The 21,552-nt window shown below is 56.5% G+C and carries 25 protein-coding genes and 1 pseudogene; 18 read left to right on the top strand and 8 right to left on the bottom strand.

The genetic code is table 11. The annotated features are described in order from the left end of the window. The first annotated feature begins 31 nt into the window (after positions 1–31). The 8 genes from E3E27_RS04310 (at position 32) to E3E27_RS04275 (ending at position 5,342) form a co-directional block, all read left to right on the top strand. On the top strand, positions 32–517 hold the full coding sequence (locus E3E27_RS04310) for a PadR family transcriptional regulator (RefSeq protein ID WP_014787931.1): 486 nt from the start codon (positions 32–34) through the stop codon (positions 515–517). 186 nt (positions 518–703) lie between these two features. Further along, on the top strand, positions 704–1,117 hold the full coding sequence (locus E3E27_RS04305; protein ID WP_014787932.1) for a helix-turn-helix transcriptional regulator: 414 nt from the start codon (positions 704–706) through the stop codon (positions 1,115–1,117). Continuing rightward, positions 1,114–2,415, top strand: a complete 1,302-nt coding sequence (locus tag E3E27_RS04300; protein ID WP_167773532.1) for a hypothetical protein — start codon at positions 1,114–1,116, stop codon at positions 2,413–2,415. The genes E3E27_RS04305 and E3E27_RS04300 overlap by 4 nt, the downstream gene beginning before the upstream one ends. Positions 2,416–2,420: 5 nt before the next feature. Beyond that, positions 2,421–2,558, top strand: coding sequence for a hypothetical protein (locus E3E27_RS04295; protein ID WP_167773531.1), 138 nt, complete (start codon positions 2,421–2,423; stop codon positions 2,556–2,558). Then, positions 2,555–3,208 carry a DUF4097 family beta strand repeat-containing protein gene (locus tag E3E27_RS04290; RefSeq protein ID WP_167773530.1) on the top strand — a complete coding sequence of 218 codons (654 nt, stop codon included), beginning with the start codon at positions 2,555–2,557 and terminating at the stop codon, positions 3,206–3,208. The genes E3E27_RS04295 and E3E27_RS04290 overlap by 4 nt, the downstream gene beginning before the upstream one ends. 48 nt (positions 3,209–3,256) lie before the next feature. After that, positions 3,257–4,507, top strand: a complete 1,251-nt coding sequence (locus E3E27_RS04285; RefSeq protein ID WP_167773529.1) for an MFS transporter — start codon at positions 3,257–3,259, stop codon at positions 4,505–4,507. 71 nt (positions 4,508–4,578) lie between these two features. After that, positions 4,579–4,947, top strand: coding sequence for a roadblock/LC7 domain-containing protein (locus tag E3E27_RS04280; protein ID WP_014787936.1), 369 nt, complete (start codon positions 4,579–4,581; stop codon positions 4,945–4,947). A 35-nt stretch (positions 4,948–4,982) separates the two neighbouring features. Continuing rightward, positions 4,983–5,342, top strand: a complete 360-nt coding sequence (locus E3E27_RS04275; RefSeq protein WP_014787937.1) for a hypothetical protein — start codon at positions 4,983–4,985, stop codon at positions 5,340–5,342. Here the strand turns inward: E3E27_RS04275 and E3E27_RS04270 are convergent. Beyond that, the gene (locus E3E27_RS04270) at positions 5,335–5,850 is read right to left on the bottom strand and encodes a cob(I)yrinic acid a,c-diamide adenosyltransferase (RefSeq protein ID WP_167773767.1); all 516 of its coding nucleotides are present in this window, start codon (positions 5,848–5,850) and stop codon (positions 5,335–5,337) included. The two genes, E3E27_RS04275 and E3E27_RS04270, sit on opposite strands and share 8 nt — an antisense overlap. A gap of 141 nt (positions 5,851–5,991) precedes the next feature. Between E3E27_RS04270 and E3E27_RS04265 the strand changes: the two genes are divergently transcribed. Then, entirely contained in the window at positions 5,992–8,643 is a 2,652-nt protein-coding gene (locus E3E27_RS04265; protein ID WP_167773528.1) for a DNRLRE domain-containing protein, read from the top strand. A 43-nt stretch (positions 8,644–8,686) separates the two neighbouring features. Here E3E27_RS04265 and E3E27_RS04260 read toward each other — a convergent pair whose 3' ends face one another. Continuing rightward, positions 8,687–9,514, bottom strand: coding sequence for a translation initiation factor IF-2B subunit alpha (locus tag E3E27_RS04260; RefSeq protein WP_167773766.1), 828 nt, complete (start codon positions 9,512–9,514; stop codon positions 8,687–8,689). A 35-nt stretch (positions 9,515–9,549) separates the two neighbouring features. Then, positions 9,550–10,308, bottom strand: coding sequence for a molybdopterin-binding protein (locus E3E27_RS04255; RefSeq protein WP_167773765.1), 759 nt, complete (start codon positions 10,306–10,308; stop codon positions 9,550–9,552). A 156-nt stretch (positions 10,309–10,464) separates the two neighbouring features. On the opposite strand from E3E27_RS04255, the gene E3E27_RS04250 reads away from it, so the two are divergent. Then, positions 10,465–11,469: a phosphorylating glyceraldehyde-3-phosphate dehydrogenase gene (locus tag E3E27_RS04250; protein WP_167773527.1), complete on the top strand. Its 1,005-nt coding sequence runs from the start codon at positions 10,465–10,467 to the stop codon at positions 11,467–11,469. On the opposite strand, the gene E3E27_RS04245 is transcribed toward E3E27_RS04250, so the two are convergent. Continuing rightward, positions 11,470–11,754, bottom strand: a complete 285-nt coding sequence (locus tag E3E27_RS04245; protein ID WP_167773526.1) for a DUF167 domain-containing protein — start codon at positions 11,752–11,754, stop codon at positions 11,470–11,472. Positions 11,755–11,813: 59 nt separating this feature from the next. Here E3E27_RS04245 and trmY point away from each other — a divergent pair, with 59 nt between their 5' ends. After that, positions 11,814–12,422: a tRNA (pseudouridine(54)-N(1))-methyltransferase TrmY gene (gene trmY, locus E3E27_RS04240; RefSeq protein ID WP_167773525.1), complete on the top strand. Its 609-nt coding sequence runs from the start codon at positions 11,814–11,816 to the stop codon at positions 12,420–12,422. On the opposite strand, the gene E3E27_RS04235 is transcribed toward trmY, so the two are convergent. Next, on the bottom strand, positions 12,419–12,913 hold the full coding sequence (locus tag E3E27_RS04235) for a DUF402 domain-containing protein (RefSeq protein WP_167773524.1): 495 nt from the start codon (positions 12,911–12,913) through the stop codon (positions 12,419–12,421). The two genes, trmY and E3E27_RS04235, sit on opposite strands and share 4 nt — an antisense overlap. Before the next feature lie 57 nt (positions 12,914–12,970). Here E3E27_RS04235 and E3E27_RS04230 point away from each other — a divergent pair, with 57 nt between their 5' ends. Together E3E27_RS04230 and E3E27_RS10810 are read left to right on the top strand one after the other, a co-directional pair. Beyond that, entirely contained in the window at positions 12,971–13,273 is a 303-nt protein-coding gene (locus E3E27_RS04230) for a nucleotidyltransferase family protein (RefSeq protein WP_240910647.1), read from the top strand. Continuing rightward, a pseudogene (locus tag E3E27_RS10810) lies at positions 13,266–13,608 on the top strand (DUF86 domain-containing protein). Before E3E27_RS04230 ends, E3E27_RS10810 begins: the two are co-directional and overlap by 8 nt. On the opposite strand, the gene glyS reads toward E3E27_RS10810, so the two are convergent. Together glyS and E3E27_RS04215 are read right to left on the bottom strand one after the other, a co-directional pair. Next, a complete protein-coding gene (gene glyS / locus E3E27_RS04220; RefSeq protein ID WP_167773523.1) occupies positions 13,605–15,323 on the bottom strand; it encodes a glycine--tRNA ligase in 1,719 nt (572 codons plus the stop codon). The pseudogene E3E27_RS10810 and the gene glyS overlap by 4 nt on opposite strands. Positions 15,324–15,409: 86 nt before the next feature. Then, complete coding sequence (locus tag E3E27_RS04215; RefSeq protein WP_167773763.1) at positions 15,410–17,677, bottom strand: alpha-amylase family glycosyl hydrolase; 2,268 nt, start codon at positions 17,675–17,677, stop codon at positions 15,410–15,412. Positions 17,678–17,856: 179 nt separating this feature from the next. Between E3E27_RS04215 and E3E27_RS04210 the strand changes: the two genes are divergently transcribed. From E3E27_RS04210 to E3E27_RS04190, 5 genes are all read left to right on the top strand, one after another. Beyond that, a complete protein-coding gene (locus tag E3E27_RS04210; RefSeq protein WP_014787948.1) occupies positions 17,857–18,087 on the top strand; it encodes an LSm family protein in 231 nt (76 codons plus the stop codon). 19 nt (positions 18,088–18,106) lie between these two features. Continuing rightward, on the top strand, positions 18,107–18,295 hold the full coding sequence (locus tag E3E27_RS04205) for a 50S ribosomal protein L37e (RefSeq protein WP_014787949.1): 189 nt from the start codon (positions 18,107–18,109) through the stop codon (positions 18,293–18,295). A 99-nt stretch (positions 18,296–18,394) separates the two neighbouring features. Then, positions 18,395–19,765, top strand: a complete 1,371-nt coding sequence (locus E3E27_RS04200; protein ID WP_014787950.1) for an MATE family efflux transporter — start codon at positions 18,395–18,397, stop codon at positions 19,763–19,765. Between the two features lie 55 nt (positions 19,766–19,820). After that, positions 19,821–20,042, top strand: a complete 222-nt coding sequence (locus E3E27_RS04195) for a hypothetical protein (protein WP_014787951.1) — start codon at positions 19,821–19,823, stop codon at positions 20,040–20,042. Between the two features lie 93 nt (positions 20,043–20,135). After that, positions 20,136–20,447 (top strand): type II toxin-antitoxin system VapC family toxin, encoded by a 312-nt coding sequence (locus tag E3E27_RS04190; protein ID WP_167773522.1) that lies wholly within the window; start codon positions 20,136–20,138, stop codon positions 20,445–20,447. On the opposite strand, the gene E3E27_RS04185 is transcribed toward E3E27_RS04190, so the two are convergent. Then, positions 20,428–21,522, bottom strand: a complete 1,095-nt coding sequence (locus tag E3E27_RS04185) for a VIT1/CCC1 transporter family protein (protein WP_167773521.1) — start codon at positions 21,520–21,522, stop codon at positions 20,428–20,430. The two genes, E3E27_RS04190 and E3E27_RS04185, sit on opposite strands and share 20 nt — an antisense overlap. Between the last annotated feature and the right edge of the window lie 30 nt (positions 21,523–21,552).

The raw sequence follows: 21,552 nt of genomic DNA, 5'->3' as shown, positions 1-21,552 counted from the left end.
GTGGTTCAACCTTCGACCATAGGTGGTGAAGATGGGGGAAGATGTGGAGCGGAGGATAATCAAGGGGCTCTTCACGGTTCCGCTGAAGGACATCATACTCGTCATCGTCGGCCTGAAGGGAGAGGCACATGGCTACGAAATACTGAAGGAGCTGGAAAAACTCGCTATTGGGCTCTGGAAGCCGAGCCACAGCAACCTGTACACAATCCTCAACAAGATGGTGGAGGAGGGACTTCTGGAGCCGAGGGAGGAGTACAGGGGGAGGGTCAGGCGCGTTAAGTACAGCCTCACCGAGAAGGGGTGGGACTATCTGAGAACCTCAAACGACCTCGCCCTGAGGGTTCTTTACACGTCCGTGAACTACCACGAGGCTCTGAAGAAAAAGCTCGAAGAGATGGAGCTTAAGAGACCGATGGACAGGGAGACCGTTAAAACCTACCTGGAGCTTCTCAAGAGGATACGCGACATACTCGATGAGGAGATAAGGACAATAGAGGCCGAGCTGGCTGGAGAATGAGGCTTTTCTTTTAGCGGGTCCTGGCCTTCAGGACTGGGAGGAGGTCAGTCTTTCTCCACTTTCTTGTTATGCGGAGTTTTGTTCGGCGTGGCCGTTTTGGCACTTCAAACCGATAAACTTTTATATACCTATCGCGCTAATTAGGTACAGAAAAGTGTACTACAAAAGTCTGTACCTGGTGGTACCATGGAGAACGACCTGAAGGTTCAGCTCGAAGAGCTGAAGAAAAGGCTGGAGGTGCTGGAGGAAAGCATTGACCCCGTTGATGAGGTCATGCTCTCGATAAAGGCCCGTCTCAGGAGAAAGCTCGAAGGCGGAAGCCTGCCCGAGATAGATGAGGAGAAGGCCGCGAAGACCCTCAAAGCTCTGGCCAACCCGGACAGGATAAGGATACTCAAAATGCTCTCCGAAAGACCGATGGGCTTCAAGGAGATTAAGGAAGCCCTCGGTGTGGAGAGTCCAACTGTTTCACACCACCTGAAGCTCCTGGTGAAAACCCGCATGGTGAAGAAAGGCGAGAGGTATGAAATCTCGCCGGACGGACGTTTGTTTTTGCGTTTGCTCGAGATAATAACTGCCCTTGAGGAGGTGGAAGAATGAGTTTTAGCTGGAAATACTGGGCTGCCCCACACGAAGGCCCAAGGTTCAGGATAGCGGAGTATCTGAAGGCCCTCACGGCGATACTGCTCATCGTGTGGCTTTTCAAAGGGCCTTTGCGTCTGGAGGCCTATAACGACCAGCTGGTCTACGCGATAGTGGCGTTCATCTTTGCCTTCGAACTTCTCGCGGTGGGCAAGTGGTTCGGGGTAACGGTGAGCGGGGTAGTCTTTGCCCTCGCGAAAGGCTTCTTCTGGACGAGCGTCTTTCTGTTCTTCGGCCAGTGGCTCGGGATGAGCGAGGCCCTTCACAGCTACGCCGGCACTGCCTTTGCCTACGCGGTGGTTCTGGCAATAGCCGGTCTGCTTCTCTCCAAGTTCGACGAGAAAAGGCTCGATTTGAAGGTCGAGAGCAAGGCCTACGAGTTCAGCGGGGCCGATTTCGGGGAGGTGAAGCTCAGGGGGACCGGCAAGGCCTATCCCGTGAAGTTCGGACGGAAGAGGGTAGGCTGGGTGATAGATGGGAGTGTTGAGGTGGAAGCCGAGACGCCGCTCGGAAGGGTAAAGAAGAGGCTCCTCAGCCCGGTCATCGTGTGGACCGAGGAGAAGATAGCCGGGCGAAAAACAGCCGCTGATTCGGGTTTCGTTTCGAGGGTAAACGAGATGATAAACCCCGACCGGCTCTACCGGAAGGGCAGAAAGGACAGCGTGGTTGACCTGGGCTTCATCAAGGTCTACGAGGGCGAGAACTTCGAGTACGTAAAGCTGCCCTTCATTGAGGTCATTGAGACCCCAACCGGCGAGGAGGTCAAGATAGGACCCATGAGGTTCCGCGAAGGTAGCCCCGAGATGCCTCCCGGCGATATGCTGACCATCAAGGAGCTCCGCAATGGCTTCCAGCTCACAAAAGTTGGCGACAGGCTCAGGATTCAGACCGACGAGTACTCCATCGAGGTGGACGGGGAGAGGGTCACTTACCGGAGCGGAAGCGAGAGCCTCAGCCTCGGTGAGACCATCTCCCTGCGCTCCGGCGACGTTTCGGTCACCGTGGGCAGGGGGAGGGCAAAGATACGCATCGAGGACGTCGTCATCTCTGCCAGGGAAGGAAAGGTCCGCATAAGGGCCGGCGGGAAGACGTACACCGTCGAGAACCCCGAGGCCTACCGTCTGGTGATAGATAAGGCCAGGGAGATAGTCGAGGAGCAGAGCGCGGAGCTGATAGAGGGGCTCGGCATAGACAGAACCCTGCTCAACAGGCGCGTGAAGGAGCTCCTCGACGAACTGACTGCCTACCTGGGGTGAGCTAGATGGAGACTGCAGTAATCCCAAAGGCCTCCAGCGCCATCACGATCCCTGGTGAAGGACAGGAAGGCTGCGAAAAGAAGACGGGGCACGAGAGGCCCCTTTTCGATTTTGAACTTCATCCTCTGGAGGGCTTGATATGATATTTGAAAACGTCCGGGAAGTCGAGATAAAGGCCACAAACGGCCGGATCGAGATTGAGGGCTGGGAGAACGACTACGCCGAGGTGAACTACGTTTCGCACGGCGAGGTGAAGGTCACCGTCGAGCAGAAGGGGAGCAGACTCATCATCAGGGAGGAGCCGAAGAGGAAGTTCCTGAACCTGCTCGGGGAAAAGGGCTGGGCCGAGATAAGCGTTAAAGTTCCGCGGGGGGTCCTGGTAAACGCGAAGAACGTGAACGGCGAGCTCAAGGCCAGGGGCGTGCGCTTTGGGGAGGCAACAACGGTGAACGGCGAGATAACGCTGGAGGACTGTGAGGCCGAGAAGCTTGGCACGGTTAACGGGGAGATAAGGGCCGGTCTAACGGTTGCCGGCCCCCTCAAGGCCTCCACCGTGAACGGGGAAATCGAGCTTACCATCGAGGAGCTTGAGGGGGACGTCGAGGTAAGCTGCGTCAACGGAGACATCGTGCTTCGCCTGACCGAGTTCTGCGATGCGAGGATAGTGGGCAAGGGGGTTAACGGAGACGTCAAGTTGGTCGGCATAGACCCCGATGACCCGGTCATTGGGACGGGGGAGTTCGAGGTGAAGATAAGCACTGTTAACGGCGACGTCAGGGTGGAGGTCGTTTAATTACATAATCACACAATTAGGTAATAGCACAAACCCGGGGGCACGGGAATGGGCGATCGAGGCATTTTGGGCAGGAACTTCTGGCTCTTCGCGATTGGTCGCTTCATCTCCCAGCTCGGCTGGGCGGTGCAGGAGGTGGCGCTGCCGCTCTATGTGCTTGACAAGACACACAGCGGCGGCATGATGAGCCTCTTCGTCCTGGCCGATGTAATCCCCTCTCTCATCGTCATGCCGTTCGCGGGTGTGGTGGGCGACCGCTACAATAGAAAGAGGCTTATGGTGTGGTTCGACGTCCTGCGCGGGGTTCTGCTCTTCGCTGTTATAGCCTTCAACTTCCTCGGAATCTACCAGCTACTCGCAATTCAGGTCATCATGGCGGTCATGGGAACGTTCTTCGGTGCCGCAACGAGTGCCATGTTCCCCGACCTGGTTAAGCCTGAAGAGCTGGAGAAGGCCAACTCCACCGTCAGCTCGTTCTCGATAATAGCCCGCCTCATAGGCCCGGCCCTCGGTGGCCTTATCTATGCCTTCGGTGGGATAAAGATTGCACTCTTTATAAATGCGACCAGTTTCTTTGGTTCCGGCCTCTTCGAGGCATTTATCCATTATGAATGGAAGACCCGCGAGATAGAGAGCATGGGCGAGGTCATACGGGACATTCGTGAGGGGCTCGCCTTTCTGAGGTCAAGCAGATATCTCATGGTGCTCATGGGGTTTGCACTCTTCATGAACGCGGTCGGGCAGCCATTCGGTGCCGTCATAATGCCCTATGCATTCAGGGAGGTTCTCAAGTTCACGAGCCAGCAGTTCGGCCTTCTGGAGAGCTTCTTCATGGGCGGCATGCTCCTGGGGAACCTCATTGTGGCGGTGAAGCTCGGTAAAAATGCAGGGAGATTCTTCTTCAAGGCACTGGCATTCAACGGGACCATGATACTGGTGTTCATATGGGTGATCTCCCCTTGGGCTGGACTCTCAAGGGACGTCGCTTTCATGACCCTCGCCGGAGTTGGTGTGCTGTGGGGCGTGAGCAATGCGATAATAAACGTGCCCCTCAACGCCAAGATACAGCGCGCCGTACCAACGGAGCTCAGGAGCAGGGTTTTCTCGGCACTGGCGCTACTCATTAACCTCTCGACCCCTCTTGGCCTTGTGGCGGTTGGCCCGCTGCTGGATCGCTACGCGGCATGGTTGGTCTCATTAGGGATATGGATCATTCAGGCAGTTGTGGTGTTCTACTACTGGCATAGATATCGCAAAGTCCTCTTAGAGAATGTTGGAGACGTATCAACTAAAAAATGAGAATAAAAGGGCCGTAAAATTTTTAAATACTTGTTGTTACTTTTATCCGAAAACGTGGAGGGGGTGAGAGAATGGCGGCGGTGGACCTCGTGATGGACAAAATACTCACTGACATGCTCGAAATAGATGGAGTTATCGGCACCATCGTCGTGGACAAGGACGGTCTCGTCATAGAGTCAGCCATGAAGAAGAACCTCGATCGTGAGGCCATAGCCGGCGTTCTCCACGAGCTGGTTTCTGCAATCAAGCTCATCGGTGACCAGTTCGGGTCTGGGGAGCTCAAGGAAGCCATACTGGAGTACAAGAACGCTAGAACCTTCGTCAATCCAATTGGCGCGGACTACTACCTGATCGTGATAGGCGACTCCGAGCTCAACCTCGGCCGCATGAAGCTCGAGCTAAGGAAGGTTCTCCCCAAGCTCGAGGAGATGCTCTACTGACCCCCTCCACATTTATAGGGGGTGGAAGCGTGCCAATGAAACTCATACAGCTCCTCTGGGGCAGAGAAAAACCAGGGATCTACGAGATGGTCATCACCCAAGATGGTCTTAGTTTAGAAGGAAACGAAAAGCTAGGTGCCCACATCGAGGACATACTCCACTACGTGGAGAAAAAAGCCGAGGAAATAGGGCTTGAGAGGGACAAGATCGAGGTCTTCATTCGCAACGGAAACAAAACCATAGCCATAAAAAGAATAGGCGGCCTGGGCGTGGCCGTCGTCAGTTCTACCATTGAAGAGGCAGCAAGGGCACTGAAGGACGTCGAGAGCAGGGCCAACGACTTCCTCGAGGACAGGTACGTCGAAGCCATAGAGGAGTACCGCAGGTCTAAGTGATCTCCCTGAGCCTGCCCTCCCTCTTCTCTATAGCCCTGGCCATTAGGAAGAGCAGGTCGCTGAGCCTGTTGAGATAGACGAGGGCGTTCTTCCCGAGGCCATAATCCAGGACGAGCCTGGCAACCTTTCTCTCGGCCCTCCTCGCTATCGCCCTGCAGACGTCGAGTTTGGCGCTGGCTATCGTGGAGCCGGGCAGGACGAAGGTTCTGAGCTGGACCTCCTCCTCGTACCTACTAATAAGCCCCTCAAGCCACTCCACCTCTTCCTTCCCAACCTTAGCGTACTTTCCCCTGCTGGCAAGCTCTGCCATGAGGTCGTAGAGCTGGACCTGAATCTTCTCGAGTATCTCCACCATCTCCTCTGGTACGTAGTGCTTTGCTTCCCCCAGAAAGCTGTCCAGTTCGTCTATCGTCCCGTTTGCTTCCATAACAGGCGAGAACTTCGCAACGCGATCGCCGGTGAAAAGGCCGGTTAGGCCCTTATCCCCTGTTTTCGTGGTTATGGACATTTTGACCACCCTGGAAACTAGGGTGCCGGGGCTTTTTAGCCTTTGTGGGCACTTTTGAACACCAAGGGTGATATCCGACTCCACAGGAGATGTGGAAAAACTTATTTATACATCAATGCCGTTTTTCTTTGGGTGGTTTATATGAAACGATGGGGACTCGCTTTAATTGCCCTGCTGGTATTGAGCCTAGTGCCGAGCGTCGCGTTTCACGCGGTCTCGGCGGCAACGACGACCGTTCAAATAAACCCCACCGACGACGCGTACGTCAAGGACACCGCTCCAGATTCAAACTACGGCTCCGATAGCAGTCTCTACGTTGGAACTTATTACAGGGACAATGCGAACGAGAGGGCTTACCTCAAATTCGACCTCTCCGGCATTCCGGACAACGCGGTCATAGTCAGCGCGACCCTCCACGCATACACCTATTGGGGCGCCTACTCAACCCCGGTAAACATAAGCGCCTACGCGGTTTCCGACGATTCCTGGACTGAGGACTCGATAACTTGGAACACCAAGCCTGCCGCCGGGGAACTTCTCGATAAGGATTTAGTCCCGGATTCAAACAAAAGGACGGATCCCGTGAGGCACTGGTCCGTCTGGAACGTGACGGACTTCGTTAAGGCAGAGTTCTCTGGCGACAAGGTGGTCAGCTTCGTCCTTGTCTCCGACGTCGAGGGCATCGTGACCGAGAGCATTGGCTACAACTCCAAGGAGAGCTCGTACGGAAACTATCCATACCTCGAGGTCGTCTACTACGTCCCCGAGGGGCCAAGCTATCAGCCCATCAGGGAGATAAGGGAGAACTGGGAGACCGGCAAGCAGGTCGTCACCAGCGGAATAGTCATAGGCACCAAGTACAACGGCTTCTTCATTCAGAACGGCACCGAACCCAACAGCGGCATCTACGTTTACACCGGGAGTACTCCCTCCGTGAAGGTCGGTGACGTCGTTCAGGTAAACGGAACCACCGCCGTTTGGAAGGGTCTCTACGAGATATCCAACCCGAGCTACAAGGTGGTTGGAAAGGCCGAACTTCCGGAGCCAGTAGTTCTCAAGGTGGGGGAGATCAACGATTCATACCAGAGCATGCTCGTTAGGCTGGAGTGGATCAGGGTCACCAGGGTCGATGGAAAGCTGATCACCATAGCCGACGACACTGGAAGCCTCGTCCTCTACGACTACTACGGGGTTATGGACGTCACCACGGGCAAGATACTGAAGTACCTTGACGGTATCGGCTACAAGTACAACGTTATGGAAGTCTACCCGCTCGATTACGAGCTTTACATTCCGTCGATAGGTATCTCCGAGGTCGGCAGGCCGGAGTACGCCATCAAGGGTGTCCCGATGAGGTTTAAGGTCACCGTCATTAACAACGGCGAGGTCGCCGACAACGTCACGGTTGTTCTCTACGCCAACGGCGTGAAGGTTGGAAACGTCACCCAGGAGATAGCTGTCAATGGAAGCGCCATCTACGAACTCTCTTACGTCCCGACCGAGCTGGGAGCGCTGTCGATAGACATACAGGTCATCACCACCGACTGGGGCCTCATTGACGAGAGGATATACGACTACAAGGTGGTTCCGAATCCCAACGTCATTGCCTACGGCCTTACTCCATACTACGAGCGGCTCTACTCTAAGGAGATGGAAACCCTCACCCCCCTCTACGAGAACCTCACCTGGACCGTGAACGAGCTCCAGTCCTGCGGTGTTGACCTCGGTGACTTCGCCCCGCGGGTTCAGTGGATAGAGGAGAGCATGGTGGAGATACAGAGGCAGTACCAGCTTTACGACACCCTCAAGGGGCTCCTCATCAAGCAGAACCCGTACAGGAACGCCTACTACTATCCGGTGATGGTGCACATAAGAAAGGCCGCCATGCTTGGCAGGGACGTGACCGAGGAGATCAACGATGTCCTTCCGGTTCTCCAGGCCGCCCTTGCCCAGGTTCAGCCCATGTGCCACCCGCCGGCCCCGGCCAACGAAACCGAGGCGAACCCTGGCAACGAAACCGTTCCTGGAAATGAGACCGGAACCACGCCCGAAACCAACGTCACCCCGACCACCAACATCACCCTGAAGGTTACCAAGGTCCTCATCGACGCCTCCCACGGCCAGTACTACGTCAAGGAGGCCGGGGTCAGCTACCTGGTGGACAAGATACAGAGCGAGCTCGGCTGGGAAGTTGAGATAAACCAGCTCCCGCTCACTTACGACCTTCTCAGGCAGTACGACGTCGTCATAATAACCGACCCCAAGGACGACTTTACCCCCGCTGAAATCGAGAGTCTCAAGAAGTACGTAGAAAACGGAGGGGGTCTCTTCATAGCGGGCGAGTGGTACAAGTACCTCAACGCCGATAACCTCAACGCGATAGTCGGCGACTACGGCATTACCTTTAACGCCGACGAGCTCATGGACGACGACAAGAACAGCGGCAGGCCGTACTACCCGTTCGTCGGAATCTACAACAAGGACCACCCGGTCATGAAGTTCGTGCCCGACGACTGGACGATGTACTACAACGGTGACACCCTGACGATAAGCGGAAACGCCGTCTGGCTCATCAAGGGCTACGACACCAGCTACTCAGTCGATGCCGACGGAAACGTGGTCAGGATAAAGGGAACCAACCCGATAATAGCCGCCGCTGTGGACCTCGGCACCGGCAGGATAGTCGCCTACGGCTCCAGCAAGGCCCTCAGCGACAGCTACTACCAGAAGTACATCAAGAGCAACTGGCCCTTCATCAAGGGCGCCCTCCTCTGGCTTGCCCACCAGGAGTGACCTCTTTCTTCTCCCCCTTTCTGAATTTTCCGTGGTTTGAGGCTTAGATTTCCTTCGGCGGAACTAAAATCCCGAGTTCCGTTATCACTCCCCTAACGTACCGCCAGGGCGTAACGTCGAAAAGGAAGTTCCTCACCCGATAGCCCTGCCGCGCGTAGGGCCTCTCCATGATCTCTATCTCTTCCGAGGTCAGCTCCAGGTGGAGCTTGAAGCTTTCGGCTGCGACATAGAGGGGAACGCCGCCCTCGTGGCAGGCAAGGGCTAGGAGATAGGTCCCGGCCTTGTTCACCACTGCCCCGTCGCGCGTCACGCTGTCGGCGCCTACCAGGGCGAGTGTGGCGTTTCCGGCAAAGAGGCCCAGCTGGGCGTCGGTTATAACCTCGAAGGGAATTCCAAGGGACTCCAGCTCCCTCGCGAGGGCGATCCCCTCGTAGTCCGGTGCGCTCTCGGTGAGGATAACCCTAAAGCGTTTGCCCTTCTTCTTAGCGGCCTTGAAAATTTCAAGAACAGCGGACGAGAAGGAGTGTGTGATTACAACCTCGTTTTCGTCTATCAGCTCGCTTCCGATGTTGCCTATCTCGCGCTTCGCTTCCTCCCCGAGCCTGATGAACTCCTCGGCCCTCGTCCTCACCCGATCCGGATCACCCGTTATCGGAATGAACCTGGTCAGATTGTACAGGGAAGCCATCGTCCGGTTCACGGCGGGGATTTCCCTCCTCATTTCCATCAAGGCATTCTCAAGCTCTTTCCCCTCGAGGAGTTCAGAGAGGACTATGTACGCCTCGGCGCCCTTCCTGGCCAGCCAGCTGGCGCCCCTTATCCTCTCGGCTCGCATCTCTTCAAGGAGCGAACGGACCTCCGGCGGAAGCATAGGTATCACTCCAGCGCCTTCTTATCACCCTTTCGCTACCAGCCTTCCTCGAAGCGTATCCCCTTTGACTCCATGAAGGCTTTGGCCTTCTCTATCTCCTCCTCGCTCTCGCCGAAGAGGATTATCCCGATGTACTTCCCGAAGCCCTTGGGCGAGGAGTGAATTCTGACGTTAAAGCGCTCCAGCGTCTCGTTGAGTATCGGTGCGAGCTTGCTCTCGTCGGTTATCTCAGCCAAGAGCTTCCTCTGGACGAACTTCCGCGAGCCGAGCCTCGGCAGGACTTCCCTCTCAAGCATCGCCTTCATCTCGCGAGGCATTCCGGGAAGGACGAATATTTTAACGCCGTCATGCTCGATGTAAGCGCCTGGAGCGGCGCCCTCGGTGTTCTCCAGCGGTTCCGCCCCCTCAGGCAGGTAGGCCATCTTCTTTCTTGCCTCGTTCAGCTCCGGGTCGTCTATGAGGCCCTTCGCATAAAGCTCGCGGTAGAACTGCCTAATCCTCTCTAGGCAGGGTTCGCAGAGGACGAGCTTCCTTCCGAGAGCTTCAGCGACCGCTAGCATCGTAACGTCGTCGTGGGTCGGCCCGAGCCCGCCCGAAATCACCAAAACCTCTGGCTTCCTCGCGAGGATTTCCCTCACAACGGCCTTTATCTCCTCAACGTCGTCTCCAACGGTTGTCTTCCTCCTCACCCAGTGGCCCCGCTCGGTCAGCTTCTGGGAGATAAAGGCCGAGTTGCTGTCCACGGTGTTTCCTGTGAGCAGTTCGTCGCCCACCGTCAGCACCTCGGCGAACATCTCCACCACCGGTGGGGGATTTCTCCCAAGTCCTTATAATACCAGCGGAGGGGTTTTCCAGAAATCCGTCAAAAATCCCCACTTCCGAGACCACTTTTCACCACGAGTGAAAACAAGGCTTAAGTATTTTACCGCTGTAAAACTCCTGGTGATAGCATGAAGGTGAAGGTGGGAATCAACGGCTATGGGACAATAGGCAAGCGCGTCGCCTATGCCGTAACGAGACAGGACGATATGAGGCTCATCGGTGTGACAAAGACCAAGCCCGACTTCGAGGCCTACCGCGCGATGGAGCTTGGAATTCCGGTTTACGCTGCCAGCGAGGAGTTCCTGCCGAGGTTCGAGAAGGCCGGCTTCGAGGTCGCGGGCACTCTAGGCGACCTCCTCAACGAGGTTGACGTAATCGTAGATGCCACCCCCGGCGGAATGGGGGCAAAGAACAAGAAGCTCTATGAAAAGGCGGGCGTCAAGGCGGTCTTCCAGGGCGGTGAAAAGGCGAGCGTCGCGGAGGTTTCCTTCGTGGCCCAGGCCAACTACGAGAAGGCCCTAGGCAAGGACTACGTCCGCGTCGTGTCGTGCAACACGACGGGTCTGACCAGAACCCTCAGCGCGATTCAGGAGTACATCGACTACGTCTACGCGGTGATGATTCGCCGTGCCGCCGACCCGAACGACGCCAAGCGCGGCCCGGTCAACGCCATAACGCCGAGCGTTACCGTTCCGTCCCACCACGGACCGGACGTCCAGACAGTCATTCCAATAAACATCGAGACCTCGGCTTTCGTCGTTCCGACCACGCTCATGCACGTCCACAGCATAATGGTCGAGCTGAGGAAGCCGGTGGAGGCGAAGGACGTCGTTGATATCTTCGAGAACACCACGCGCGTTCTCCTCTTCGAGAAGGAGAGGGGCTTTGACAGCACGGCCCAGCTCATAGAGTTCGCCCGCGACCTGCACAGGGAGTGGAACAACCTCTATGAAATAGCGGTCTGGAAGGAGAGCATAAGCGTCCGCGGAAACAGGCTCTTCTACATACAGGCTGTCCACCAGGAGAGTGACGTGGTTCCTGAGAACATAGACGCGATAAGGGCCATGTTCGAGCTGGCAGATAAGTGGGAGAGCATAAAGAAGACGAACGGGAGCCTGGGGATTTTGAAGTGACTAGACCTTCAACTTTTTCTTAATTTCCTCCACGCCCAGCCCCCTCACCAACAAATCCTTCTCCCTGCTCGCCTCTCCGCGGATTATCTTCACTTCCGTCCCGAGAACCTTCGAGAGGAACTTGACGAGTTCCTTGTTCGCCTTCCCCTCCACCGGCGGGGCCTTTATCTTCACCTTCAGCCTTCCGCGCCACTCGTCGATTCCTTCGACCTCGTTTCTCTTCGCCTTCGGCTGGACGTAAACGAGCAGGAGCGTCCCGTCCTTGGTTTCCTTCAGGAACTCCATTCCACCACCCGGAAATGGTGAGGTTAAGCCCTTTAAACCCCTTTGCTCTACCTTGCACCATGAGGACCTTCATAATCAAGGCGAACGAGGCCCACACGAGGGCGGATTTCAAGCTGAGCGACCTTCCAGGAACGAGCGGCAGGATAGACGTGCTGTGCAGGTTCCTCAACTCCGCCTTCCTGCTCTCCCACGGCTTCAGAAAGAACGTCCGCGTCTGGCTCCTCCTCTACGGCCCGCCGGACCCGCCCAAGGCGATACGCTTCGAGGGCCCAAAGCTGAGGGTTCGCCTCAACCCCGACGAGAGGAGCACGGCGAAGCTGATAATGAGGGCCCTCAAGGCAGGTGAAGGTCTCAGGGAGCCGGGGAAGGAGGTAGAGGTGTACCCCGGCCTGTACGTGAGCAACAGGACCTTCGAGGACGTGGTGAGGCTCACCCTCAAGGGCTCGGCCCTCTACTACCTCCACGAGGAGGGAAGGCCAGTGAGCGAGGTGTCGTTCCCTCCCAACGTCGCCTTCGTCCTGGGCGACCACAGAGGGCTGAGCGGGGAGGACGAGGCCTTCCTCAACGGAATAGCGGAGCGGGTGAGCGTCGGGAGGAAGAGCTACCTGGCCTCCCACGTGGTCGCTTACGTGAACATCTTCCTCGATTCCCTGGAGAACCCGCCCTAGTACTTCCACACCACCTCCGGCGGAAACTCGCCGCGTTTAAGCCTTTCGAGTATCTCCCTCGCGACGGAATAGGCAAAGTCGAAGGTATCCCTGTCAATTACGCCGTAGTTGAGGGCCATCTCAAGCTCGTCCTCGTCGAGGAGAAACGCTCTTCCGTCCGGAAAGACAAAGATGTCAAGGAAAAGGTCGAGCATCTCTATCGTGTTTCCTTCGCGCTTCGTGTAGGCCAGGACATCGACGTAGAGGCCTTTGAACTCACCGTTTTCGTCGTAGACCTTCAGAACGTCGTAGTTCTCCCCGATGAAAGCGAAGTAGAGCATAGTGTAGCCGTTCCGTATTACCTCAACGCCGTTCACCTTAAGAGGGGCCAGCATTCCCTCAAAGCGGGATTTCGCGATTACCACCTCTCCCAAATCCGCGACGACCTCATCGTCCCTCTCGAGAATCCTGTTGGGAATTCGCCGGTAGATGAGGTGGATTTTCTCGCTCATGTTCCCCCGGAAAACTTTGGATTAACCTTTTTATATTTTCATTCCCAATGGCCTAAGATGGGAATGCGAACCCTGCGGGAGATTGAGGCAATACTTAGGGAGCACAAAGAAGAGCTCCGCAGGAGGTTTGGAGTTAGTTCGATTGCCATATTCGGCTCCTACGCGCGGGGTGAGCAGACCGAACTCAGCGACGTTGATATACTCGTGGAGTTTGAGAGGCCAATCGGTTGGGAGATAGTGGACCTGAAAGACTACTTGGAGTCCCTTCTCGGGGTTGAGGTCGATCTTGTCACGAAGAATGCCGTCACAGGCAGAAAGAGGCTCTGGGAGCACATAAAGGGGTACCTCGTTTATGTCTAAGCGGGACCCTTGCCTGTTTTTGAACGACATACTTGAGGCGATTTTCAGAATTGAGGAGTACACCGAAGGTTATGAGTTCGAGGACTTCATAAGGGACAGGAAAACCGTTGATGCTGTTTTGAGGAATTGAAATAATAGGGGAAGCCGCCAGGTATGTGCCGGAGAGAATAAGGGAAAACTATCCAAACGTACCATGGAGGCGTGTCGTTGGGCTTAGAAACGTTGTGATTTACCATTATTTTGGCGTGGATCTGAATATTGTCTGGACAATAATCCGCTTCCAGTTACCAGAACTGAAAGAAAGCGTGGAGAAAATAGCGGGAGAGCTTTGTTAAACATACTCCCCAAAAATCAGCTCCCTGAGCTTCTCCGGCAGCTTTTCAATCTTCACCCTCACCTGCTCCCTCGTGTCGCGGTCCCTTATCGTCACCGTGTTGTCCTTGGGCGTCTGGTTGTCTATCGTCACGCAGTAGGGCGTTCCAATCTCGTCGTAGCGCATGTAGCGCCTGCCGACGGTGTCTTTCTCGTCGTAGACCACTATGAAGCCCGCCTTCTGGAGCTTCCTAAAGACGTCGTAGGCGATGCTCCTAAGGGGTTCTTTGGCCACGAGCGGCAAAACCGCGACCTCAATCGGCGCCATGTCCTTCTTCAGCCTGAGGTAAGTCCTGTCCTCCTCGATGACGAGGCTGTTCTCGAGGAGCAGGTAGAATGGCCTGTCTATTCCGAAACTCGGCTCGAGGACGTGCGGGACTATCTTCTCGCCGGTTATCTTCTCCTCGACCTCTTTGATTACGAAGTCGTCCCTTTCAAGCTCGTAGCCGTCGATTGTAATTTTGCCCTCCTTCTCGAGCTTCTCAACCAGCTCGCGCTTCTTCTCCTCGTCCCAGTCCATTATTAGCTCGTTTATCCTCTTGGCGTCCTTCTTGAGCTTCGGCCCGACGCGCTTCATGTTGAGGCTCACTTTGAGGCGCTTGACTATCTTGGGCTCGTCGTAGTGGATCAGCACGGTCAGATCTGCCCCGCTCATCTTCATGTGCTTGCTCAGGTCGTAGTCGCCCCTGTTGGCTATACCAACACACTCAACCCAGCCGAAGCGCTCGCTGTGTATCTCGGCGTCCCAGGTGTCGCGCGAGTAGTGCGCCCTCTCCTCGGGCAGCTGCTGGCGGAACCTTATCTTGTCCTCGGGAATGCCTATGTCTAGGAGGACGCGCTTGACCATGACCATGTAGTAGGCGAAGAATGTGTTCATAATGTAGCCCCGCTTTACCGCCTCCTCGGCGGTAAGCTCAATAATGCCGAGGTTCTTGAGCTGGTGCTCTATCGGGTAGAGCCTGAGCTTTTCGTCCTTGACCTCGTCAAAGTGTGGGTGCTCGCTTTCCTTCGGGTTGAAGAATATCTCAGCCTCCGCCTGCGTGAACTCCCTGAGGCGTAGCATGCCCTGCCTCGGTGAGATCTCGTTTCTGTAAGCCTTTCCTATCTGGAAGACGCCGAAGGGTAACTTGTTCCTCGCGAAGGCGTTCAGCCTCTTGAAGTTCACGAAGATGCCCTGTGCAGTTTCAGGTCTCAGATAGCCCTTCTGGTCTCCGTAGGGGCCTATCTTGGTCTCGAACATGAGGTTGAAGTACCACACATCGCTCAGCTCGCCGCCGCACTCGGGACAGCGGACGTCGTGCTCCCTAATGAGCCGGGTGAGGTGCTCCGCGCTCATTCCCTCGGTGTCTATGCCGAGGGCCTCCTCGACGAGGTGGTCAGCCCTAAACCTGGCCCCGCACTTCCTGCACTCGACCAGCGGATCGACGAACTTCTCGACGTGGCCGCTGGCGATGAAAACCTTCTCGGGCGTTATATCCGGCGTCTCCAGCTCGAAGAAGCCCTCCCTCTGGAAGGCTTCCCTGATTTTCTGCTCTATCTTCCTCTTTATCGTCGCACCGAGCGGGCCGTAGTCGTAGAATCCTCGTGAACCGCCGTAGATTTCAAAGCTACCCCATGCAAAGCCCCGCCTCCTCATCAAATCCTGAAGAACCTCATACTTATCGGGCTTCTCTCCCATGCTCTACCACCTGAAACTGGAGTAAGGCCAGCTCATAAAAAGCTTTTGGGGCGGGAATCGTCAGAGTGGCGAAAGAAAAGAAAGCCTCAGGGGCCGATCATTTCCAGCACGAGAACCCCCACTGGGGGAACCTCCACGGCTCCTGAGAGAACCGCTCCCGACCGGTTCTCGGGCCATACCACCCTCCACTCCCCCGCGGGTAGCTCCAGCTCGGCGGGCTTCCTCCAGCTGTTCGCCACGACCAGAACCTCGTCGTCGTGTCCCCTGAAGAAGGCCATGACTCCGCCGCTGGCGCGGTAGAACCTTATCTTGCTGCTCCTGAGCGCCGGGACGTCGTTCCGGAGCCGGGCCAGGGAGCGGTAGTGCTCGAGCACCTCCCCGTTGGCCTCGTCCCACTGTATCGGGTAGCGCTGCTCGTCGTAGTGGTTCTTGTCACCGAGAAGGCCCCTCTCGTCACCCTGGAAGGTCACGGGCGTTCCCGGCAGGGTGTAGAGGAGCGTCGAGAGAAGCTTGAGTCTCTGGACGGACTCGTTAGACGGCACGTCGCCGAGAGAACCACCACCGAGGTCAGTCAGAACCCTCGAGGTATCGTGGGAATCGACGAGGTTGAAGCCCATGGCCGCGACGTTCTCTCCATAGGACGCGTAGTACCTTCCCATCATCTTCATCGCGGCCTCGCCGCTGAGGTAGCCCCTGGCGTAGTTCAGGAGTATCTCCCTGCCGAGGGCGTAGTTCATCAGCGAGTCAAAGCGATCCCCCTGAACCCACTCCGGCGAGAGCGTCCATATCTCTCCGACGAGGTAGGCATCTGGGTGCCTCCCCTTAACCCGCTCCCTGAGCTCCCGGAAGAACTCCTTCGAGTCAAGGACTTCGTTGGGGACGTCCACCCTAATGCCGTCGAAGCCGAAGTCGAGCCAGTACAGGGCCGCCCCGATGAGGTACTCCCTCACCTCTGGATTCGTCGTGTTGAGCTTCGGCAAACTGCCTATCCCCCACCAGCCGAGGTAGGCGTTCCCGTCGCCCAGCCTGAAGGGCCACTCCTTCACGAAGTACCAGTCCCAGTACGGGCTCTCTCTGCCCCTCGAAGCAACGTCCAGGAAGGCCCAGTGGCCTATCCCGTTGTGGTTGGGAACGAAGTCGAAAATTACCCGGATCCCCCTTCTGTGAGCCTCGTCCAGGAACTCCCTGAGCTCCTCCTCGGTTCCGAACTGCGGGTCGAGGCGGTAGTAGTCGTAGACGTCGTAGCCATGGGCGCTGCCGGCCAGGAAAATCGGGTTCAGGTAGATTATCGTCACGCCTAGGCTCTGGAGGTAGTCGAGCTTCTCGGTTATGCCCCTTATATCCCCTCCGAAGTACTGGTGGCAGCAGTGGAGGGGCGTTATGGGGTCGCTCCAGTCGGAGAGGATCGGCCTCTCGTCGGTGAGCTCGTTGAACCAGAACTCGTCCGTCTGAAGCGCGAGGGGATCGTTGCTCTCGTCCCCGTTGTTAAACCTGTCGGGGAATATCTGGTATGCTATGCCATTGCTCACCCATTCAAGCTGGGGGAACCTGTCCACGCCGTCGAAGCGGAAGAACGGGCTCTCGCTAGTGTTGAGGGCGGCGAGTAACTCGCCGTCGGCCGACGTGACCGCTATGTAGTAGGAGAAGGGCTTAACGAACGGAACTTCGGCGCGCCAGATCTCACCGGAGTCCCACCAGAGCTGGAGTTCCATCGTGTAGTTCCCCCCGTCCGTGACGAGAACCGCGGACCTGACCGTGCCCGGCTTCACACCGATCCTCACGACCGTCCTGTTGTCCGCGACGCTCAGGTAAGCAGGGTTTCCGGGGTCAAACTCAATCTCAACCCCCTGGCTTCCATTGACTATCCTCACCGCGTTCTTTCCGCCGTAGCCATCGTCGGCGTAGCCGTCCGCATCGGGATCAACGGGATTCCCTCCGTTTCCGGTGGCCATGTCCTTGACCCACTGGCCGTCTATGAAGTACTTGTACTCGTACCTGCCGGGGGCGAGGCAGATTTCTATTCTCCAGGTGCCGTTGTTCAGCTCCATCGGCCACTCGGCCCAGCCGTTAAAGCTCCCACGCAAGCTGACCGAGCCAACCGACTCATTGCCCGGAACGTAGCGGAAGACGACCGGAACCCTGCCAGGAGGGCAGGCCTCGCCGGGACCGAGGTAGAGGGGAGTGTAGTTCCCCCGCGGCAGCTCCAGCCGTATCCCCCCGGAAGGGTACTGCGCTGAGGTGCCGGTTAGAGAAGACATTTCAGTCCCGGTTCCCGTCGATGAACCCGGAGAAACGCAACCACTGGCCAAGGCGGCGAGGAGGAGAACTATTACCGCAAGACCCTTCACCTTCATTGACTCCACCGTAATCACCGTGGGTGATACAGGATTATATGTCTTTCTGGGAATGCACCGTGGGAGGAACTTCAGTCCGGCCGGGAAGAAACAGCCTCACCGAGCGGAAGAACGGAAAGAGTTATAAACCGTTCCCCTCGTTTAGGCTATGAGCTTTGATTATTTGGAGGTGCGTGAAAATGGCGGAAAGACCACTCGATGTTATCCACAGGTCCCTTGACAAGGACGTGCTCGTGCTCCTCAAGAGGGGTTCCGAGTTCAGGGGGAGGCTCATCGGTTACGACATACACCTGAACGTCGTCCTCGCCGACGCCGCTCTCATTCAGGACGGCGAGGAGGTTAAGAGGTACGGTAAAATCGTCATCAGGGGAGACAACGTTCTGGCCATCTCCCCGGTCGAGATTGAGTGAGACCCCGGAGGTGTGAGCGATGGGAAGCGGAACAGAGCCGAAGGGCAGGAGGAACCACACTCCGACTCACATCAGGTGCAGGCGCTGCGGAAGGCGCGCCTACAACGTCAAGAAGGGCTACTGCGCCGCTTGTGGCTTCGGCAGGAGCAGGCGCATGAGGAAGTACCGCTGGTCCCACAAGTGGAAGAAGAAGAGGAACCTCCTCTGAACCCTTTTCTTTTAACCCTACCGTCGTGTTTGCCCCCTCCTGTCCACCGCAACGCTTTTTAACTTAAACGTTCTTCTTTTCGTTTAGAGGGACGTCTTAATGATACACCTCAACGAGGAGCAGAGAAGGCTGTGGAAGTTAGCGTGGCCGGCTATAATGGGCAACATCTCCCAGACGCTTCTCAATCTAGTGGATATGATGATGGTCGGCCAGCTCGGGTCCCTAGCCCTGGCCGCGGTTGGCCTCGGTGGCCAGGTTAGCTGGTTCATGATGCCCATAATGGCGGCCGTCGCTACCGGAACCCTCGCGCTGGTGGCCAGGTTCGTGGGGGCAGGGGAGGGAGACAAGGCCACCCTCACCCTCGAGCAGAGCCTCTACCTGGCTTTCCTCCTCGGGATCCCGGTCATGCTCTTCGGGTGGGTCTTCGGAGACGACATTCTGAGGATAATGGGGGCGAAGCCGGACGTAATCGCTTTGGGCTACGAGTACATCAAGGTACTCTTCGCCTTCTATCCGATCCGCTTCGCAGGCTTCACCGCCTTCTCGGCTCTCAGGGGTGCTGGTGACACGAAGACCCCGATGAAGCTCGGTATCCTAATGAACATCATAAACGCGACCTTCGACTACCTCCTCATCTTTGGAAAGCTGGGCTTCCCAGAGCTCGGTCCCGTTGGAGCCGCCTGGGCCTCAGGGCTGGGTATAACGACGTCGTTCCTCCTCGGCCTCTACCTCCTCTGGAGCGGAAGGCTGGTGCTCCAGTTCAAGCCCAGCTGGAGCTTCCACCCCGAGATGGCGAGCAGAATCCTCCGCATTGGCGTGCCCACGATGATAGAGCGCGGCATCTTCAGCTTCTACAACTTCCTCTACATGAGCATAGTCACGCGCTTTGGAACGGTCGCGTTGGCCGCCCACCAAGTCGGCCTCAGGGTGGAGAGCATAGCCTATATGCCGGCCTTTGGCTTCAACGTGGCCACTTCCGCCCTCGTTGGCCAGAGTCTCGGGGAAGGAAACCCCGAGAAGGCCGAGCGCACCGTTTATGAGGCCCTCAAGATGGTCGGGGTTTTCATGGGGATCATGGCGGTCGTGATGATAGCCTTCCCGCGCTATCTCGTGATGCCTTTCCTGAACCCAAGTGATCCGAACTACAATGAAGTCCTCCGCCTGGCGAGCATCTACCTGATAATAGTCGGAATAAGCGAGATTCCGCTCGGCTGGCTCTTCGTCCTCGGAGGTGCGCTGAGGGGAGCTGGCGACACGAAGACCCCGATGTACATAACGGCGATAAGCAAGCTCCTCTTCCGCATAGTGCCGGCTTACCTTCTCGGGTTTGGCTTCACCATAGGCCCGATACACTTCGAGGGCCTCGGAGTAATAGCGGCGTGGATAGCGATGAGCCTCGAAACCTTCACCACCGCGGCCCTCTTCTGGTGGGCGTTCAAGAGGGGCAGGTGGAAGTACGTGAAGGTGTGACGGTAACGTTGATATCTCCGTAATGTGTTAATGCGTTCTTGTAAACGGTGGTTGTGTGACCGTGATAATCATTCGCGTCCCGGACGAGCTGAAGGAGAAGATGAAGAAGTACGACATCAACTGGAGCGAGGAGATACGGCGGTTCATAGAGCAAAAGATCAGAGATGAAGAAAAGGCAAAATTGCTCGACGAAATTGACTCCTTCCTCAAAAGCGTCCCCACGCTTGAAAGAGGAAAGGCCACAAAGCTCGTGAGGGATTCCCGTGATAGTAATTGACACGTCCGCCCTCATGAAGTATCTCCTGAAAGAGGGGGGTGGGAGACGGTTTCGGAATTCCTTAGAAAGAGCGGGGATCTGGCCTAGCTGCAAATGGCGCTGATTGAGGGTGCTAATGCCGTGTGGAAAAGGTACAACCTGTACAAGGACATATCCATTGAAACCGCTCGGAAAATACTGGACTATCTCCACGCCACCGAGGGTATAACACCGTACGAAAATCCGCTTCAGTATCTCCCAGAGGGGAAGAAAATAGCCTTGGAGCACAAAATCACGGTTTACGACGCCCTCTACATAGCTCAGGCCCTCAAGTACGGCAGGCTCGCCACCAGCGATGAAAAGCAGGAAAAAACAGCGAAAAAGCTCGGCGTCGAGGTGTTCTATCTTAAAGCGCCGAGACGTTGAAGAGGGCCTCCATCAGCCTTCCGAAGAGATAGCTCAGGAACGCCGCACCCAGGCCGGTCGTTACCATCTCGACGACCTTCTTCTTTATGGATATTCCAGATAGGAGTGAAATCAGGGTCGCCACCACCGCCAGAGCCGAGCCGGCAAGGAGTATAGAGAACGGAAGCGCGGTTAGCGAGCTGGAGGCGAGGAAGTACGGAGTGACCGGGAAGGCGACACCCAGGAGGTACGAGAGCCCCGTGTAGAGGGCCGCCCTTATCTCGTTCTCCTCCGCCTCAGGAAGGAGGAGCTGCATTATCGCCTCGCTGTTGTCCGCCAGTTCACCTGCCACCTCCCTCGCTACCTCTTCGGGCATTCCACCCTCGACGAGCTTCTCCACCAGCTCTTCAGCGGCCCTCTCGGGGGAGACCCTGAAGAGAACCTCCATCCTGTCGCGTATTGATTCCTTGATCTGCCTCTGGGAGCGGACTGAAACAAACGTCCCTATGGCCATCGAGAGCGCGCCGGCAACACCGACGATCAGACCGCTTATTCCAACGAGCTGGGGGTTGTTCGGGTAAACCGCGGAGAGACCGGTGACGGCACCGAGTATCTCAACGAGACCGTCGTTCATGCCCAGAACCAGGTCGCGGGTGTTCTCGACGTGGAAGCGCTCCTTGCTCTCGTAGAAGAACTTCTCGTGCTCCAGCTCGTCGAGGATAACCTCTTTGATCTCCTCCATCTCTTCCTCGCTGAACCTGTTGGCGTAGGTGGTGAGATACTTGAAGTACTTCTGAATTGCACTGTTCTCGCCCATCTCAAGGAGGGAAGCTACCGAGCCTGGGCCGAGGAGCTTCCTCAGGAGCTTGACCGAGAAGACGGTCAGCCTCTTCACGGAAGGTCTTGGAACCTCACCGCCGTGCCGCTTTATGAAGTCGTGCCAGAACTTGGCGTGCTTCGATTCTATGTTCGAGAGCCTCAGGAATTCCTTCCTTATCTCCTCGTCCTTCTCTATCTTCGCCAGCTGGGCGTAGAGAACCGAGTCAGCGTACTCGTCCCTGTAAAAGTCCCTCGCGAGTCTTATCATCTCGTCCATTCCCTCACCCCTCAATAGAGAACGGTGAAG

The organism is Thermococcus sp. MV11, from assembly GCF_012027285.1.
GTDB classification, from domain to species: Archaea; Methanobacteriota_B; Thermococci; order Thermococcales; family Thermococcaceae; genus Thermococcus; species Thermococcus cleftensis.
This window is presented reverse-complemented; position numbering and strand designations above follow the sequence as displayed.